Origin of the sequence: Xanthomarina sp. F2636L, from assembly GCF_026410195.1 — a bacterium.
Taxonomy (GTDB): domain Bacteria; phylum Bacteroidota; class Bacteroidia; order Flavobacteriales; family Flavobacteriaceae; genus Xanthomarina.
Genome location: NZ_JAPMLM010000069.1, coordinates 20010 through 35732, shown reverse-complemented (window position 1 = coordinate 35732; position 15723 = coordinate 20010). Strand labels below are relative to the sequence as shown.

The window sequence follows — 15723 nt, the reverse complement described above, 5'->3', positions numbered from 1 at the left end:
TAAAGACTAGTAAATAATGAAAACGACAAAAATAAAAACTAGGTGAGCGAAATAAAAATTCAAGAAAAAACTCCTGTTTCCGAACGCAAGATGGCGGTACAAGTAGACGATTTAACTGTTGCTTACAACTACAAGCCCGTACTTTGGGATATTGATTTAGAAATTCCAGAAGGGGTTCTTATGGCTATTGTTGGCCCAAATGGTGCCGGGAAATCCACCTTAATAAAAGCCATTCTAGGAATATTAAAGCCAATTGCTGGAAGTGTAACAATCTATGGAAAACCTTATGATGAGCAGCGTAAACTAGTAGCTTATGTGCCACAAAAAGGAAGTGTAGATTGGGATTTCCCAACTACGGCTTTAGATGTTGTAATGATGGGAACTTACGGAAGTTTAGGCTGGATAAAACGTCCGGGGCTAAAAGAAAAAAAATCCTCGCTCGAAGCTTTAGAAAAAGTTGGTATGTTAGCTTTTAAAAACAGACAAATCAGTCAGCTTTCAGGTGGGCAACAACAGCGTATCTTTTTAGCTCGTGCATTAGTGCAAGATGCCTCTATTTATTTTATGGACGAACCTTTTCAGGGAGTTGATGCTACCACAGAAATTGCCATCATCAATATTTTAAAAGAATTGCGTAAAGCTGGAAAAACAGTGATAGTAGTACATCACGATTTACAAACTGTTCCAGAATATTTTGATTGGGTAACCTTTTTAAATGTGAAGAAAATTGCTACTGGACCTGTTAAAGATATTTTTAATGATGATAACTTAACAAAAACCTACGGAATTAATTATAAAGTAAGCATTCAAGAATAATGGATATTCAAGAGTATTTTTCTTTAGTTTTCAGTGATTACACTTTACGAACCATCACCTTAGGAACTGCCATTCTAGGTGCTGTAACCGGAATGTTAGGTAGCTTTGCTGTGTTGCGAAAACAAAGTTTACTAGGAGACGCTATTTCTCACGCCGCTCTCCCTGGAATTGCTATTGCTTTTTTAATTACTGGGTCTAAAGACACAAACACTTTACTTATTGGGGCTTTGATAAGTGGTTTAATTGGCACCTTCTGGATTAGAGGAATTGTAACCAAAACTCATTTAAAATCTGATACAGCTCTAGGACTAATTCTTTCATTATTTTTTGGATTTGGAATGTTATTGCTAACTTTTATTCAAAAACAACCCAATGCGAATCAAGCTGGGTTAGACAAATACTTATTTGGACAAGCAGCTACTTTGGTAGAAAAAGATGTATGGCTTATGGCTATTATCACAGGATTATGTTTGTTCGTTTTATTGTTTTTTTGGAAAGAATTCAAATTATTTCTTTTCGATGCCGACTATGCTAAAACCCTTGGTTTTAATACCAACTTTATTGATATTCTTATTACTTCTTTTATTGTTTTAGCTATTGTTCTAGGTTTACAAACTGTAGGGGTTGTATTAATGAGCGCCATGCTTCTTGCTCCTGCTGCTGCTGCAAGACAATGGACAAACAGCTTATCTAAAATGGTGTTTTTAGCTGCCATTTTCGGAGCGTTTTCTGGAGTTTTTGGAACAGCCATCAGTGCCAGTCAGAATAATCTATCCACAGGACCAGTCATTGTAATTGTCGCTTCTGTTTTTGTGGTAATTTCTTTTATATTTTCGCCTAGCAGAGGCTTGTTATTCCGTCAAATTAGGTTTATAGCTAACAGACGTGACTTAGAACAACAAAAAACCTTGGCATTTATGTATCATATTGCAGAAACGCATGATAATATTTCACATCCACATACCATTAAAATCTTAAATAACTTTCAAGGGTATACTCGGAAAACGCTTCAAAAGTTAGTAGATAAAGGCTATGTTACCCTAGATGGAACCATGTGGAGTTTAACTGAAAAAGGCTTTGAAACGGCAGCTAATTTATATAATCAACAAGCCCTAAAAGATGAATAATGCACAAATTGAAATACAGTTAATTGCTAGTTTGGTGGCTATTGCTTGTGCTATTCCTGGTACGTTTTTAGTTCTTAGAAAAATGGCTATGATTAGCGATGCCATTAGTCATTCTATCCTACCTGGGCTTGTGGTTGGTTTTTTTATAACTCAAGACCTCAACTCGCCTTTATTAATTTTACTTGCGGCTTTAACTGGAGTAATAACGGTTGTTTTGGTAGAACGCATTCAAAAAACAGGTTTGGTAAAGGAAGATACAGCTATTGGCTTGGTGTTTCCTGCCCTCTTTAGTATTGGGGTAATTTTAATAGCTAAAAATGCCAACGATATTCATCTAGATGTGGATGCCGTATTATTAGGAGAACTAGCTTTTGCACCCTTTGACAGAATTTTTATTAGTGGAATAGATGTCGGACCAAAATCTCTATGGATTATTGGAATTATCCTATCCATTACAATTGGATTATTATTTGCATTTTTTAAGGAATTAAAAATAAGTACTTTCGATGCTGGTTTAGCAGCTTCTTTAGGTTTTTCACCAGCCTTAATTCATTACGGATTAATGACGGTAGCTTCCGTTACAACCGTTGGCGCCTTTGATGCCGTTGGAGCCATTTTAGTCGTCGCCTTAATGATTGCGCCTGCAGCTAGCGCCTATTTATTAACCACAGACTTAAAAAAAATGCTTGGCTTAGCCGTAATTTTTGGTGTATTTAGTGCTATTTCAGGTTATTGGTTGGCGCATTGGCTAGATGCTTCCATAGCTGGGTCTATCACAACCATGTTAGGATTGCTGTTTTTAGTCATCTATTTATTTGCACCAAGTAAAGGACTAATTGCTGTCATGTATCGAGAAAAACAACAACGTACAGAAGTATCTTTATTGACCTTTTTACTTCATTTAAAAAATCATACAGAAACGCGTGAGCGTCATGTTAATCATTTACAAGAACACATCAATTGGCAAAAGGTAAGAGCTAAAACTGTTTTAGATTTGGCACTAAAAAACAACATGATTCTAATTGATAAAAATATTGTGTCTTTAACTCAAAAAGGAGACGAATTTACATCTAAAGCTATCGACTATATTATTACCAACGAGGACGCACAAATAGAAGATATGAAAGATGATTTCTTCTTATTTAGAGGTTAAGAAAAAATCTCATGATGGATTCTTAACAAACTGCTTATTGTTTTTTAAGAGTTCGGCCTATGAGCCAAGGTATCTCCGATTTTATAACTTTTAAGGTTGTTGGAACTTCACGCTTATTTGTATCTCTAGAGGATTTTGTATTAAAACGTGCTTGAGTATGATTCAAATCTAAAGTAAATTTTGAATCAAAATCGGTTTCAATTGTTGTAAAGTGAACCATCTTTTTATCCAACTTCCAAGTTCCTTTCCCGAATATATTAGTTTCAGGAGGATTCGAACCATCCAGTTTTTTAAAACTATGGATATTGAAAGTTCCATCTGGATGTAATATTATTTTTTCGCCAAAGCTCCCGTTGGAACCTTCAAAAATGAATTGATATGTTCCTGTAATAGTTTTAGTTTGCGAAAACACAGTCGTTTGAAGAATGACTAAAGTTAAGAAAATAATCTGTTTCATAATAAACTGATTTATCTCAGATTATCGACAAAAATTATACCAAGACTTAAGTGCATTTTCAGATGCTACTAAAACCCTCGCTCCTTTTGCAGCTGCTCATAGGCTTCTTGAACCTGACGGAATTTCTCTTCAGCGCCCTGTTGATGTTCTTTTCCTAAGTGAATCACTTTATCTGGATGGTATTTTTTAGCCATTTTTCTATAAGCTCCTTTGATTTCAGTTACTGTAGCTTCTTTTGTTATTTCAAGGATTTTATAGGCATTATCGCTGCTGTTATAAAACATGGCTTTAATACTTTCAAAATCTCGATGACTGATGCCTATGTAATTTGCAATAGTTTCAATAGACTTCACTTCGCTTTCAACAATAATACCATCGGCTTTAGCTATTCCGAATAAAAAATGAAGCAATTGTAATCGTGATGGATGATCCATCATTTGTCTAATTTGTAAACAAACCTGACGAACAGGGATTTCTTGTTTATTTAGTTCTTTAAACAATTTAAAAGCATGGTTAGCCCTATCTTTTCCATACATTCCTACAAATTGCTGTCGAACGAAATCAAGTTCCTTTTGATTTTGTTTCCCATCAGCTTTTATAACAATGGACGCTAAAATTAATAAGCTAACTTCAAAATCTCCAGATTGGGTTCGTCTAGCTTTTTGGTAGGTTTGTTGCGAATCGACTTTAATTGTTCCCTTAGAAAATCCATCGACAACACTTCCTAAAATCATTCCTAAAATAGCACCAATTGGACCACCAAAAGACCATCCTATAGCTGCGCCAATCCATTTTGAAAAATTCATGTATTATTCTTTATTTTTTTCTGAACATCCTTCTCTTGTTACTACAAACTCAGAACATCCTTTTTATTACAATCTTAATATTTGGGTAAATATACTATTGTTAGTCGTTTTTTTAATGAAATTGTTACCTATTCCAAATAAAATAAAAGCTGCATACAAATTATCAAACACGTTAAAAGACTGCTAATATCCATATTCAACTGAATACTTTTTCCGTATCTTTGCAGTCTAAAATATTAATCTTAAAAATTAAAAAATATGTATCCAGCAGAATTAGTAAAACCAATGCGCGAAGATTTAACCAAAGTTGGTTTTGAAGAATTACATACTGCCGAAGCTGTGGATAATGCTTTAGCAAAAAAAGGGACTACTTTAGTTGTTGTAAACTCTGTATGTGGTTGTGCAGCAGCTAATGCGCGTCCAGGAGCAAGTATGAGTATTAAAAATGCAAAACATCCTGATAATTTAGTTACTGTTTTTGCAGGTGTAGATAAGGAAGCTGTTGATAAAGCTAGAGAACACATGATTCCATTTCCTCCAAGTTCTCCTTGTATTGCTTTATTTAAAGACGGCGAATTAGTTCACATGTTAGAACGTCATCATATTGAAGGCCGTCCGGCAGAAGTTATTGCAGATAACTTAGTAGATGCTTACAATACGCATTGCTAGTATTTTAAATATCATTCATTCTTTAAATAAATGATCCTTGAATATAAAACCACGATTTTTAGATTGTGGTTTTTTTGTTCTTAGTTATCAAAAATATAATTTTGTAGCATGGAAAAACTTTTAGCCTATATTTTAACGTCCATTTATGCTGTAGTCTTTTTAAGTACTTTAGCGATATTCCATCCCATTCAATGGTTTTGTTTTAATGTTTTAGGATATCAAGCCCATAAAAAAAGTGTGGATGCACTTCAGTTTTTCATCATGAGATGTACTAATATTTTGGGCACGAGATATACCTTCACCAATCCTCATAAAATTGCTACAAATCAGCCGTTAATTATTGTGGCTAATCATCAAAGCATGTACGATATTTCGCCTATTATGTGGTATATGCGTAAACATCACCCTAAGTTTATTAGTAAGAAAGAACTAGGAAAAGGGATACCAAGTGTATCTTATAATTTACGTCATGGAGGTTCGGTTTTAATAGATAGAAAAAACCCTAGACAAGCTTTGCCAGCCATTATGAAATTTGGAGAATATATTGAAAAAAACAACCGGGCTGCTGTTATTTTCCCAGAAGGAACCCGTAGTAAAAACGGACATCCAAAACAATTTCAAACAAAAGGTTTAGAAATGTTGTTTAAGAAAATTCCTTCAGCGACCATCGTTCCTATTAGCATTAACAACTCATGGAAAATGTTAAAATATGGTAAATTTCCAATGGGAATTGGAAATCATATCCAATTAACTGTACATGAACCTATAAAATTATCTAACTTTGAAGATAGGCAAGAACTTATCAAACAAGTTGAAAAAACTATAGGCTCGAGTATCAGCCCTTAAAATTCTAAATTATGTCGTTAAAAAATATCAGATTGGAAGTAATGAATCATTTAGAGAAGGACGTAGATTCTTTAATTGAAAAATATTTAATTCCTGTAGACAGTATTTGGCAGCCTACAGATTTTTTACCTAATTCTGAAGGTGAAAACTTTATGGAAGAAGTCAAAGAAATTAGAGAACTTTCTAAAGAACTCCCATACGATTTTTGGGTAGTTTTAGTTGGAGATATGATTACTGAAGAAGCACTACCAACTTACGAATCTTGGTTAATGGATGTTGAAGGTGTAGACCAAATTGGAAGAAACTCTTGGGGAAAATGGGTAAGACATTGGACGGCCGAAGAAAACCGTCACGGTGATGTTTTAAACAAATACCTCTATCTATCCGGACGTGTTAATATGAAGGAAATTGAAAAAACCACCCATCATCTTATTGCTGATGGATTTGATATTGGCACAGACCAGGATCCTTATAAAAACTTTTTGTATACTAGTTTTCAAGAATTAGCCACTTATATCTCTCACAACCGTGTGGCAAAACTAGCAAAAGACAAAGGAAATAAGCAATTAAGTAAAATGTGTAAAATTATTTCTGGAGACGAAATGAGACATCACCATGCATATTGCGAATTTGTAGAACGTATTTTCAAGGTAGATCCAAACCAAATGATGATGGCGTTTCAGCAAATGATGAAATTAAAAATAACCATGCCAGCACATTTTTTAAGAGAATCTGGTGGTAAAATTGGTTCTGCTTTCGAAGAATTTTCTAACACGGCACAACGAATAGGAGTTTATACATCTAAAGATTATGTGGATATTTTAGAAAAACTTATTGTGCGTTGGGAAATTGATAAAATTACCAACCTTTCTGATGAAGCAGAAAAAGCACGTGATTATTTAATGAAACTTCCTTCTCGTCTTACAAGACTATCTGAACGTATGAAAGTTCCTGAAAACTCCTATCAGTTTAAATGGGTAGAGCCTATTGGGAAATATTAAAATGCAACAGAAAGAACAAATTGAAAAAACAATCAGCTTTGTAAAGAAAACCCTTGCAAATGCCGAAGGTGGACACGATTGGTTTCATACACAAAGAGTGCTTAATAATTGTTCACTCATTTCTAAAAATGAAGAAGTGGATACATTCGTTGTTTCACTTGGCGCTCTCTTACATGATATTGCCGATAGTAAATTTACCAAGGGAGACGAAACCATAGGACCTAAATTAGCCCGGGAATTTTTAACAAGTATTCAAGTAGACCTAGATACTATTAATCATGTGGTGCTAATAATTGAAAACATCTCGTTTAAAGGAGGCAACCTAACTCAAGAATTTCAATCGCCAGAACTGGACGTTATTCAAGATGCCGATAGATTAGACGCGCTGGGTGCTATTGGTATTGCCAGGACTTTTAATTATGGTGGTTTTAAAAATAGAGCGCTTTATAATCCAGAAATTGAGCCCAATCTTAATATGAGTAAAGAGGAATATAAATCCTCAACAGCTCCAACAATCAATCATTTCTACGAAAAACTCCTTTTATTAAAAGATAGAATGAACACCAAAACAGGTAAAGAAATTGCCACTAAAAGACACGACTTTATGCTGCAATATCTTGAGCAATTTTATGCGGAGTGGGAGGGTATAAAATAAGAGATTCTGGTTTTACTTAAATTTATTTTTCTAAGTTCTTTAGTGTTCATTTAGCTTGATCTTAAAATTATAACATCTTTTTAACAACCTAAAAACACGTTAACTATAGATATTTTCGATATTTTTGACCTTTATCACTAAACTTGAGAATATGAAAAAATTTATTTTATCGTTAACCGTTCTTTCCATGACATTTTTGTCGCCATTATTGGCCAACGAAGGAATGTGGTTTTTAATGCATATAGAGCGTTTAAATTATCGCGATATGCAAAAAATGGGACTTCAATTAACTCCCGAAGAAATTTACAGTATCAATAACCAGAGCTTAAAAGACGGTATTGTTCAATTTAATGGTGGCTGTACAGCTAGTATTATTTCCGATAGTGGTTTGGTACTTACCAACCATCACTGTGGATATTCGGCTATTGCAGAACTATCAACTGCAGAACAAAACCATTTAAAAAATGGCTATTGGGCTGGTTCTTTTGAAGATGAATTAAAACCAGAAAGCTTATACGTTCGCTTTTTTGTTAGAATGGACGATGTTTCAAAAAGAATTCTATCTCAGGTAAATGATAGCATGAGCGAAAAAGAACGTGAAGCTGCTATTAACAAAGAAATTGCAAAAATTGAGCAAGAAAATAACGAAGGTGGTAAATACACCGTTTCTGTACGTTCTTTCTACCAAGGAAACGAATTTTACTATTTTGTTTACGAAGATTATAAAGATGTTCGTTTAGTAGGAACTCCTCCAGAAAGCGTTGGAAAATACGGTGGAGATACGGATAACTGGGAATGGCCAAGACACACAGGAGATTTCTCTTTATTTAGAGTTTACACAGATACAGATGGAAATGCAGCCGATTACGCTGAAACAAACATTCCTATGAAAGCAAAGTACCATCTTCCGGTAAATATCGATGGAGTTAAAGAAGACGACTTTGCTATGATTTTAGGATATCCGGGAAGAACAAACCGTTGGATGCCTGCTCAAGGGGTGGAGCAAAACGTAAAATATGCATATCCTGCTTGGGTTGAAGGTTCAAAATTAAGCATGGATGTTATGAAAAAGTATATGAATAAAGATGAAGCTGTTAACTTAATGTATGCTTCAAAATATGCTAGTATTGCTAACTATTGGAAAAATAGAGGTGGAATGATTGATGCGTTAACAGCTCATGAAACCGTTAAAACAAAAGCCAAAGTTGAAAAGAAATTTAACAAATGGGCCAATAAAAAAGCCAATAAAGAAGAATATGGAGATGTTATATCTAACATCAATAAATATTATGCGCTTACTAACGAAAAAGCAAAACACGACAACTATTTAGTTGGGATGTTGCGTTCTAGTACATTTGCAGCCTTACCATATAGGTTAGGTGGCGCTTTTGAACAATATGCTGATGCAAACGAAGCAAAACGCGAAGAAATGCTTCCAAGACTACAAAGTTTTGTAGACAATGCTTATAAAGACATTTACCTGCCTTTAGAAAAAGAAGTTTTAGCAAAGCAGTTAGAATTATACACTACAAAATCTAACTATGATTTACCAGAATTAATTACTGAAGTTGGAAGTAAAAACAATAACGATTTTACATCTTATATCAATTCTGCTTTTGATTCTAGTATTTTCTCTTCAAAAGAAAAAGTAGAAGCTTTTTTAAAGTCTCCAGATAAAGCTGTTATTGAAAATGATGAATTATATAAGTTATCGACAACTTTACTTACTAAATACCGTGAAAACCCTGAAGCTTTAGTACAACCTGAAAATGACTATCAAAAATCGTTTAGATTATTAGTTGAAGGTTTACGTGTTTCTGGATTAAGCAGTATTCAATATCCAGATGCTAACTCTACATTGCGTTTATCTTACGGAAAAGTAAGAGCTTTACCAACTAATGAAAACAAAAGTAACGATGCAGAAGTAAACAACTACACAACCTTAAAAGGGATGGTAGCAAAATATAAAGCAGACGATCCTGAATTCGATTTACCTCAAGACATGTTAGATATTTACGAAACAAAAGATTACGGACGTTATGCTAATGAAAAAGGCGAACTTCCTGTAAACTTCTTATCGGATAATGACATTACTGGTGGAAACTCTGGATCTCCTGTTATTAATGGAAAAGGTGAAGTTATTGGATTGGCTTTCGATGGAAATATTGAAGCTATGGCTGGAGATGTTATTTTTGATGCCGATTTACAACGTACCATTAATGTAGATATTAGATATGTACTTTGGTTGATAGATAAATATTCTAATGCACAGTCTATTATTGACGAATTAACTATTATAGATAATTAATTTTATCTAGTTATAATAAATAAAAAAAGCGATTTCATTATTTGAAATCGCTTTTTTGTATTTAACAGATTTTATACTAGAATTATTTTCCAGGAAAATCTGCTTTACGTTTTTCTAAAAAGGCTGTAGTTCCTTCTGTGAAATCTTCGGTTCCAAAACAGTTTCCAAACTCCTCAATTTCTACCTGATACCCATCCACGCTATCTTTAAAATTAGCGTTAACAGCTTTAATTGCTCCTTTTATGGCTACAGAAGAATTTCGCATGATTTTACCTGCAATTTTTTCAGCAAGTGACAACAGCTCTTCTGGACTTGTAATATGATTTACCAAGCCATAAGCTTGCGCTTGATTGGCGTCAATCATTCCAGCCGTCATAATCATTTCCATAGCGCGTCCTTTTCCAACTAATTGTGGTAAACGTTGAGTCCCACCGTAACCTGGAATAACTCCAAGAGATGTTTCTGGCAATCCCATTTTGGCATTATCGCTAGCTAATCTAAAATGACAAGCCATGGCTAATTCCAAACCTCCTCCAAGTGCAAAACCATTAACGGCAGCAATTACTGGAGTAGATAGATTTTCAACAAAATCGAATAATAACTCTTGACCTTTGGCTGCCAGTTTACCTCCATTTGAAACATCGAAATGTGCAAACTCGCTAATATCTGCTCCTGCCACAAAAGCTTTCTCGCCACTTCCTGTAAGGATAATAACTTTGGTATTGGCATCTTTATTTGCTGCGTCTAAAGCATCATGTAATTCCTGAATTGTAGCTTTGTTTAAAGCATTCAGTTTACTAGGTCTGTTAATGGTAAGTGTCGAAATTCCATTTTGGAAATCAACTAAGATATTTTCGTAACTCATTTTGTATTATTTTATGTTAATTAGCTTCCTTTAAAAGCTCCAATTCTTTTATTTCTGAAATATCAGAATCATAAAAAACAATAAAAGTATTTTTAGAAGCATCAATATGGATTCTTGCTCTAGAATTGGAAAAGTTTAAAGTATGAATTTTGTCTAAATCTTTATCATTAGTGGTAAAAAAAACTAAACCTCTTTGAGATCTCCAGATTCCTTTGCCGAAGACATTTTCTTCTTTTAACTCTTCATTTTTGTTATTTATTTGAAAATGGTATAAAAACGTACGATCAGAATTTAATCTAATTGTCCAGGTCATAACATCTCCGCTATCTGTATTTAACGTTTTCACGTATTTGCCTGTGATTTTTTCTGACTGAGCAGATAAGCTTAGATTAAAAGTTACTAAAAATAATAAAAGGGCGTATTTCATATTTTAATATTTCGGTTAATTTTTTGGGAAGGTCACTTTAAAAGTGGTACCTATATTTTTTTGAGATGTAAAGGTAATACTTCCTTTATAAGTTTCCACAATGTTTTTTACCATTCCAAGTCCAAGTCCCATCCCACTATTCTTTGTGGTAAATTTAGGCTCAAAAATCTTCTGGCTATTTTCCTCTGTTATACCAATCCCATTATCTGAAATCTCTATAACAACCTGATTTTTTTCTTCTGATAATTTAACAACAATAAGTTTATCTTCTTGCTCTTCTGGAATAGCTTGGATACCATTTTTCACCAAATTAGTTATAACTCGAATGAGTTGTGTTCTATCAAACTCGGCCATAATATCTGATTCATCACATTGAAACACGATATAATCTTCACTAAAAATATCTAAAGCCAAGCGCGAAATTTCTACTACATTCAACATTTCATTTTGTTGGGCTGGCATTTTTGCAAAGTTTGAAAACGCTGAAGCTATAGAGCTCATAGTATCTATTTGTTGAATAAGTGTTTTTGAGTATTCGTCTACTTTCTGATGAATGTTTTCATCCATAGGATCAAATTTTCTCTGAAAACTTTGCACACTTAATCGCATGGGTGTTAAGGGGTTTTTAATTTCATGAGCTACTTGTTTTGCCATCTCTCTCCAAGCTTGCTCACGTTCGCTGGTGGCTAGCTTTACAGCACTTTCCTCTAGTTGATCAATCATGCTGTTATACGACTTTACCAAAGTTGCTATCTCTTCACTAGAAGATTCAATTTCTATTTTTTTGTTGCGCTTTTCAAGTCTGGTTTCATTCATTTTATCACTTATGGTTTTAAGTGATTTTGTAATATATTTTGAAAGAAAATAAGCCAGACTAATAGCTATAATCAACATGAGCAAATAGGCATAAGATAAGCGCTCCAGAAACTCATTAAGTTCTTTATCCAAAAAATTATCATCCTCCAGATATGGTAAATTTAATATGGCTAAAGGTTTGAATTTTTTATCAGTAATATAAGAATAGGAAGATAAGAATGCTTGGTTATTCTCGAAAGTTTTGCTCACATATCTATGCTCAATAGTATTAGATAAGGTATTTAAAACTTCAGAATCGAGACATTTTGTAAGCGAATCCGTTTCAAAAGTTGCCCTAGAAGATTTTATGAGTCCCCCATCTAAATCGTATAAATTAATTTGCAGTTTATGGATGGCTGCAATTTCATAAATCTCTTTTTTAAAAATTAGAGGCATGGTTTCGGTAGAAACAGGATAGGTTGTTTCTCTAATTGTATAATTAATGCTCTCCCGAATATTTTCTTCTTTTCGATCTAACCTGTCGTTGTGATAATCTCTAGCCTCCTCGTTATATTGATAAACTGTTACAGCAGCAATTAATACGGATGCTAACAATACCAAAAGAATCATGGCTAAAAATATGCGAAGTCGTAAAGAGTATTTTCCTAAGTACATGGTTACAATTGTGCTGAGATAAATATAACAATAATCAAACCAAATGTACTTTTAAGCTGGCTTAAATTATAATTTAACATGAAGAATGAATCTATTGAAATTATAGGTTAAGCATCAGGATTTTTCTCTCTAATTCTTTTATACATTTTAAAACCTAACATAATTAATACGCCCAAAACAAAGATACCAATGACACCAAAAACCCAATTGATGGCGCTTTTTAAAATCACTAAAAATACTACTGCAAAAAGTATAAATGTGGCTCCTTCATTCCAAAGCCTCATGAAATTAGACGATTTTTTAACCACATTATTTTGTAACTGCTTGTAATAGATATGAGTTTTATATTGATAGAGATACAAAAGCAACACAAAAGTTAACTTAACGTGCATCCAGGGCTGTTGCAGCCATTGTGGTTGTAAAATTAATAACCAAACAGCAAATATGGTTGCCAAAATAGCCGAAGGCCAAGTTATAATAGTCCACAATCTTTTTGCCATAAGCCTCAATTGCTTTCCTAAAATTTCTTTTTCTGGTGAAGACTTATGAAATGCTTCAATTTGATAAACAAAAAGTCTTGGAATGTAGAACAAACCTGCAAACCAAGTAATAACAAAAATAAGATGAAGCGATTTTATGTAATTATAATATTCCACAGTTTAAATGTAATTATTCTTTTTCAGTTGATTGAATTAAAAGCGTCGATTTTATTTCCTTATTTAAATAATAAGCTGTGACAATAGTTGCTAAAATATCTGAAATTGGAAAGGACATCCAAACACCTAATTCACCATAAAACATAGGTAAAATAAGAATTAAAGGAATAAAAAAGAAACCCTGTCTGGTTAATGTCAACAAAAGCGCAGGAATGGCTTTCCCTATCGCCTGAAAATATGCTGCTCCAATAAGTTGAATGGCAATAATAGGTGTGGCTGCAAAAACCCATCTCATGGCCGTTGGTGTTTCCTTAAGTACTTCTGGATTTTGAGTAAATAGATTAGTTATAGCTTCTGGGAAAATCATAAGAAGTATAAAGATAATCGTTGCCAAAAACACGGCATATTTTATAGCTGTGTTTATGGATTCTCTAACTCTTTCATATTTACCTGCTCCATAATTAAACCCTGCTATTGGTAAAAATCCTTGAGTAATACCAAATACGGGAAACAAAGCAAACATGAGCATTCTTCCAACAATAGCATAAGCTGTTACGGAGGTTTCTCCTCCTAAATCGAAAAGAATATTATTCATAAACAGATAAGTAACACTTACAACAGCCTGTCTAGCTAGGGTTACAAAACCTAAAGACCCAATTTCTGAAACGATAGATCTTTGAAGTCCGAAATGCGAAAAATTTATTTTTAATTCTGAATTCTTAGAAAGAAAATACCAGGAAATAAATCCGAAACTTAATAAGTAAGCAGCAGTAGTAGCCCAAGCCGCTCCTTCCATACCAAAATCTAAGATATTGATAAACACATAATCTAGAAACAAGTTCCCAACAGAAGGAATCATCATGGCATACATAGCAAATTTTGGTTTGCCTTCAGCCCTAATAACGGTATTTCCCAACATAGACAAAGCTAAAAATGGGATTCCATATAGTATAATGGTATAATATATTTTTGCAGGTTCAAAAATAGCTCCTTTTCCACCAAAAGCAGGGATAATTGCATCCACATAATACAGCCCCAAAATAACCATGGAAACGGTTAATAACAAAGTCAAGGTTATTTGATTCCCAAATGTTTTTAAGGATTTCTCAATATTATCTGCACCTAAAGCTCTGGATATAATGGAGGAACCTCCAATACCAATAGCCATACCTAAAGCAGCAATAAAAAAAGAAACAGGCAACACGACATTTATAGCTGCAATGGCTGTAGAGCCAATCCAGTTACCAACAAAAATAGTGTCTACAAGAATATTTAACGACATGACCAAAATACCTATGGATGCCGGAACGGCCTGCTTAACTAAAAGCTTTCCAATAGGCTGTATCCCTAAATCTTGTGAAGATACATTTGCCATTAAACGCGTTCTGCAATACTAGGCTCTGCCCAGTTTAAAATCCATTTTGCAAGTAATTTAACCCAAGGATCATCATCATTTAAACACGGAATGGTTGTAAATTCTTTACCACCAATTTCATGGAAAATTTCTTGTCCTTCCATGGCAATTTCCTCTAAAGTTTCAAGACAATCGCTAACAAAAGCAGGTGTTACTACTGCCATATTTTTAGTTCCTCCTTTTCCTAAACGTTCAATAGTTCTATCGGTTGGAGGTTGTAACCATGGATCGAAACCCAATCGGGATTGAAAACTATTAGAATATGTTCCTGGTGCTAAGTTCAGTTTTTTAGCAACCAACCTAGTTACCTCAAAACATTGGTGTCTGTAGCAATATTCGTGAGCACTTGATGGTGTTATACAACAACTTCCATCTATTTTACAATGAGATTTAGTAACGTCTCTTTTAAAAATATGACGTTCTGGAACTCCGTGATAAGAGAATAAGAGGTGTTCGTAATCTTTATCCTTTAGATGTGTTGAAATACTATTACTTAAAACATCTATATAATCAGGATCATTATAAAATGGAGGGAACTCAGTAATTTTTAAATTAGGAAAATGCTCTTTTCTCAGTTTTTCAGCAAGTACCACAATAGTTTCGGTGGTTGCCATAGCAAATTGCGGATATAACGGCACTAATAAAACCTCATCTACACCTTTATCTACTAATTCTTGCAAGCCTTTTTTAATAGTCATACTTCCATAACGCATGGCTAAGGTTATTGGGTAATTTTCAACTTGTTGTTGTACCTTAGCTTGTAATCTTTCAGAGATAACAATTAAAGGAGAGCCTTCTTCCCACCAGATTTTTTTGTAGGCAGCAGCTGATGCTTTAGGTCTGGTATTTAAAATAATTCCTCTTACGATAAGAGCTCTTGCCCAAAACGGAACGTCTATAACGCGTTCATCCATTAAAAATTCGTCTAAATATGGTTTAACATCTTTAGCGGTTGGACTTTCAGGAGATCCGAGATTTACAAATAATACGCCTTTCATATTTTTTATTTTGTTTAGCTATTTGGGGAACATGAAAAATTGAAATTTCATTTTT

The 15723-nt window shown here is 33.8% G+C and carries 16 protein-coding genes; 8 read left to right on the top strand and 8 right to left on the bottom strand.

Going from position 1 to position 15723, the window contains the following annotated elements; genetic code table 11:
- The first annotated feature begins 90 nt into the window (after positions 1 to 90).
- The 3 genes from OS191_RS11340 to OS191_RS11330 are packed head-to-tail and all read left to right on the top strand — an operon-like array spanning position 91 to position 3096.
- The gene (locus OS191_RS11340; protein ID WP_267156236.1) at positions 91 to 816 is read left to right on the top strand and encodes a metal ABC transporter ATP-binding protein; all 726 of its coding nucleotides are present in this window, start codon (positions 91 to 93) and stop codon (positions 814 to 816) included.
- The gene (locus OS191_RS11335) at positions 816 to 1943 is read left to right on the top strand and encodes a metal ABC transporter permease (RefSeq protein WP_267155824.1); all 1128 of its coding nucleotides are present in this window, start codon (positions 816 to 818) and stop codon (positions 1941 to 1943) included. The genes OS191_RS11340 and OS191_RS11335 overlap by 1 nt, the downstream gene beginning before the upstream one ends.
- The gene (locus OS191_RS11330; protein ID WP_267155823.1) at positions 1936 to 3096 is read left to right on the top strand and encodes a metal ABC transporter permease; all 1161 of its coding nucleotides are present in this window, start codon (positions 1936 to 1938) and stop codon (positions 3094 to 3096) included. Before OS191_RS11335 ends, OS191_RS11330 begins: the two co-directional genes overlap by 8 nt.
- A gap of 34 nt (positions 3097 to 3130) precedes the next feature.
- On the opposite strand, the gene OS191_RS11325 is transcribed toward OS191_RS11330, so the two are convergent.
- Both OS191_RS11325 and OS191_RS11320 read right to left on the bottom strand, forming a co-directional pair.
- Positions 3131 to 3553 carry a hypothetical protein gene (locus tag OS191_RS11325; protein WP_267155822.1) on the bottom strand — a complete coding sequence of 141 codons (423 nt, stop codon included), beginning with the start codon at positions 3551 to 3553 and terminating at the stop codon, positions 3131 to 3133.
- Between the two features lie 68 nt (positions 3554 to 3621).
- A complete protein-coding gene (locus tag OS191_RS11320; RefSeq protein ID WP_267155821.1) occupies positions 3622 to 4359 on the bottom strand; it encodes a TerB family tellurite resistance protein in 738 nt (245 codons plus the stop codon).
- A 258-nt stretch (positions 4360 to 4617) separates the two neighbouring features.
- Here OS191_RS11320 and OS191_RS11315 point away from each other — a divergent pair, with 258 nt between their 5' ends.
- The 5 genes from OS191_RS11315 (at position 4618) to OS191_RS11295 (ending at position 9838) form a co-directional block, all read left to right on the top strand.
- On the top strand, positions 4618 to 5028 hold the full coding sequence (locus tag OS191_RS11315; RefSeq protein WP_267155820.1) for a BrxA/BrxB family bacilliredoxin: 411 nt from the start codon (positions 4618 to 4620) through the stop codon (positions 5026 to 5028).
- Between the two features lie 108 nt (positions 5029 to 5136).
- Positions 5137 to 5874 (top strand): lysophospholipid acyltransferase family protein, encoded by a 738-nt coding sequence (locus tag OS191_RS11310; RefSeq protein ID WP_267155819.1) that lies wholly within the window; start codon positions 5137 to 5139, stop codon positions 5872 to 5874.
- An 11-nt stretch (positions 5875 to 5885) separates the two neighbouring features.
- A complete protein-coding gene (locus OS191_RS11305; RefSeq protein WP_267149395.1) occupies positions 5886 to 6875 on the top strand; it encodes an acyl-ACP desaturase in 990 nt (329 codons plus the stop codon).
- A 1-nt stretch (position 6876) separates the two neighbouring features.
- Positions 6877 to 7530, top strand: coding sequence for an HD domain-containing protein (locus OS191_RS11300; protein WP_267155818.1), 654 nt, complete (start codon positions 6877 to 6879; stop codon positions 7528 to 7530).
- 151 nt (positions 7531 to 7681) lie between these two features.
- Positions 7682 to 9838: a S46 family peptidase gene (locus OS191_RS11295; RefSeq protein ID WP_267155817.1), complete on the top strand. Its 2157-nt coding sequence runs from the start codon at positions 7682 to 7684 to the stop codon at positions 9836 to 9838.
- Between the two features lie 82 nt (positions 9839 to 9920).
- On the opposite strand, the gene OS191_RS11290 is transcribed toward OS191_RS11295, so the two are convergent.
- The 6 genes from OS191_RS11290 to hemH all read right to left on the bottom strand — a co-directional run bounded on the left by OS191_RS11290 (position 9921) and on the right by hemH (position 15668).
- Positions 9921 to 10703, bottom strand: a complete 783-nt coding sequence (locus OS191_RS11290; RefSeq protein WP_267155816.1) for an enoyl-CoA hydratase/isomerase family protein — start codon at positions 10701 to 10703, stop codon at positions 9921 to 9923.
- Between the two features lie 16 nt (positions 10704 to 10719).
- Positions 10720 to 11130 carry a hypothetical protein gene (locus OS191_RS11285; protein WP_267155815.1) on the bottom strand — a complete coding sequence of 137 codons (411 nt, stop codon included), beginning with the start codon at positions 11128 to 11130 and terminating at the stop codon, positions 10720 to 10722.
- Positions 11131 to 11145: 15 nt separating this feature from the next.
- Positions 11146 to 12600 carry a sensor histidine kinase gene (locus OS191_RS11280; protein WP_267155814.1) on the bottom strand — a complete coding sequence of 485 codons (1455 nt, stop codon included), beginning with the start codon at positions 12598 to 12600 and terminating at the stop codon, positions 11146 to 11148.
- Positions 12601 to 12707: 107 nt separating this feature from the next.
- On the bottom strand, positions 12708 to 13256 hold the full coding sequence (locus OS191_RS11275; RefSeq protein WP_267155813.1) for a CopD family protein: 549 nt from the start codon (positions 13254 to 13256) through the stop codon (positions 12708 to 12710).
- 13 nt (positions 13257 to 13269) lie between these two features.
- Positions 13270 to 14631 carry an MATE family efflux transporter gene (locus OS191_RS11270; RefSeq protein ID WP_267155812.1) on the bottom strand — a complete coding sequence of 454 codons (1362 nt, stop codon included), beginning with the start codon at positions 14629 to 14631 and terminating at the stop codon, positions 13270 to 13272.
- Positions 14631 to 15668: a ferrochelatase gene (gene hemH / locus OS191_RS11265; RefSeq protein ID WP_267155811.1), complete on the bottom strand. Its 1038-nt coding sequence runs from the start codon at positions 15666 to 15668 to the stop codon at positions 14631 to 14633. The genes OS191_RS11270 and hemH overlap by 1 nt, the downstream gene beginning before the upstream one ends.
- Between the last annotated feature and the right edge of the window lie 55 nt (positions 15669 to 15723).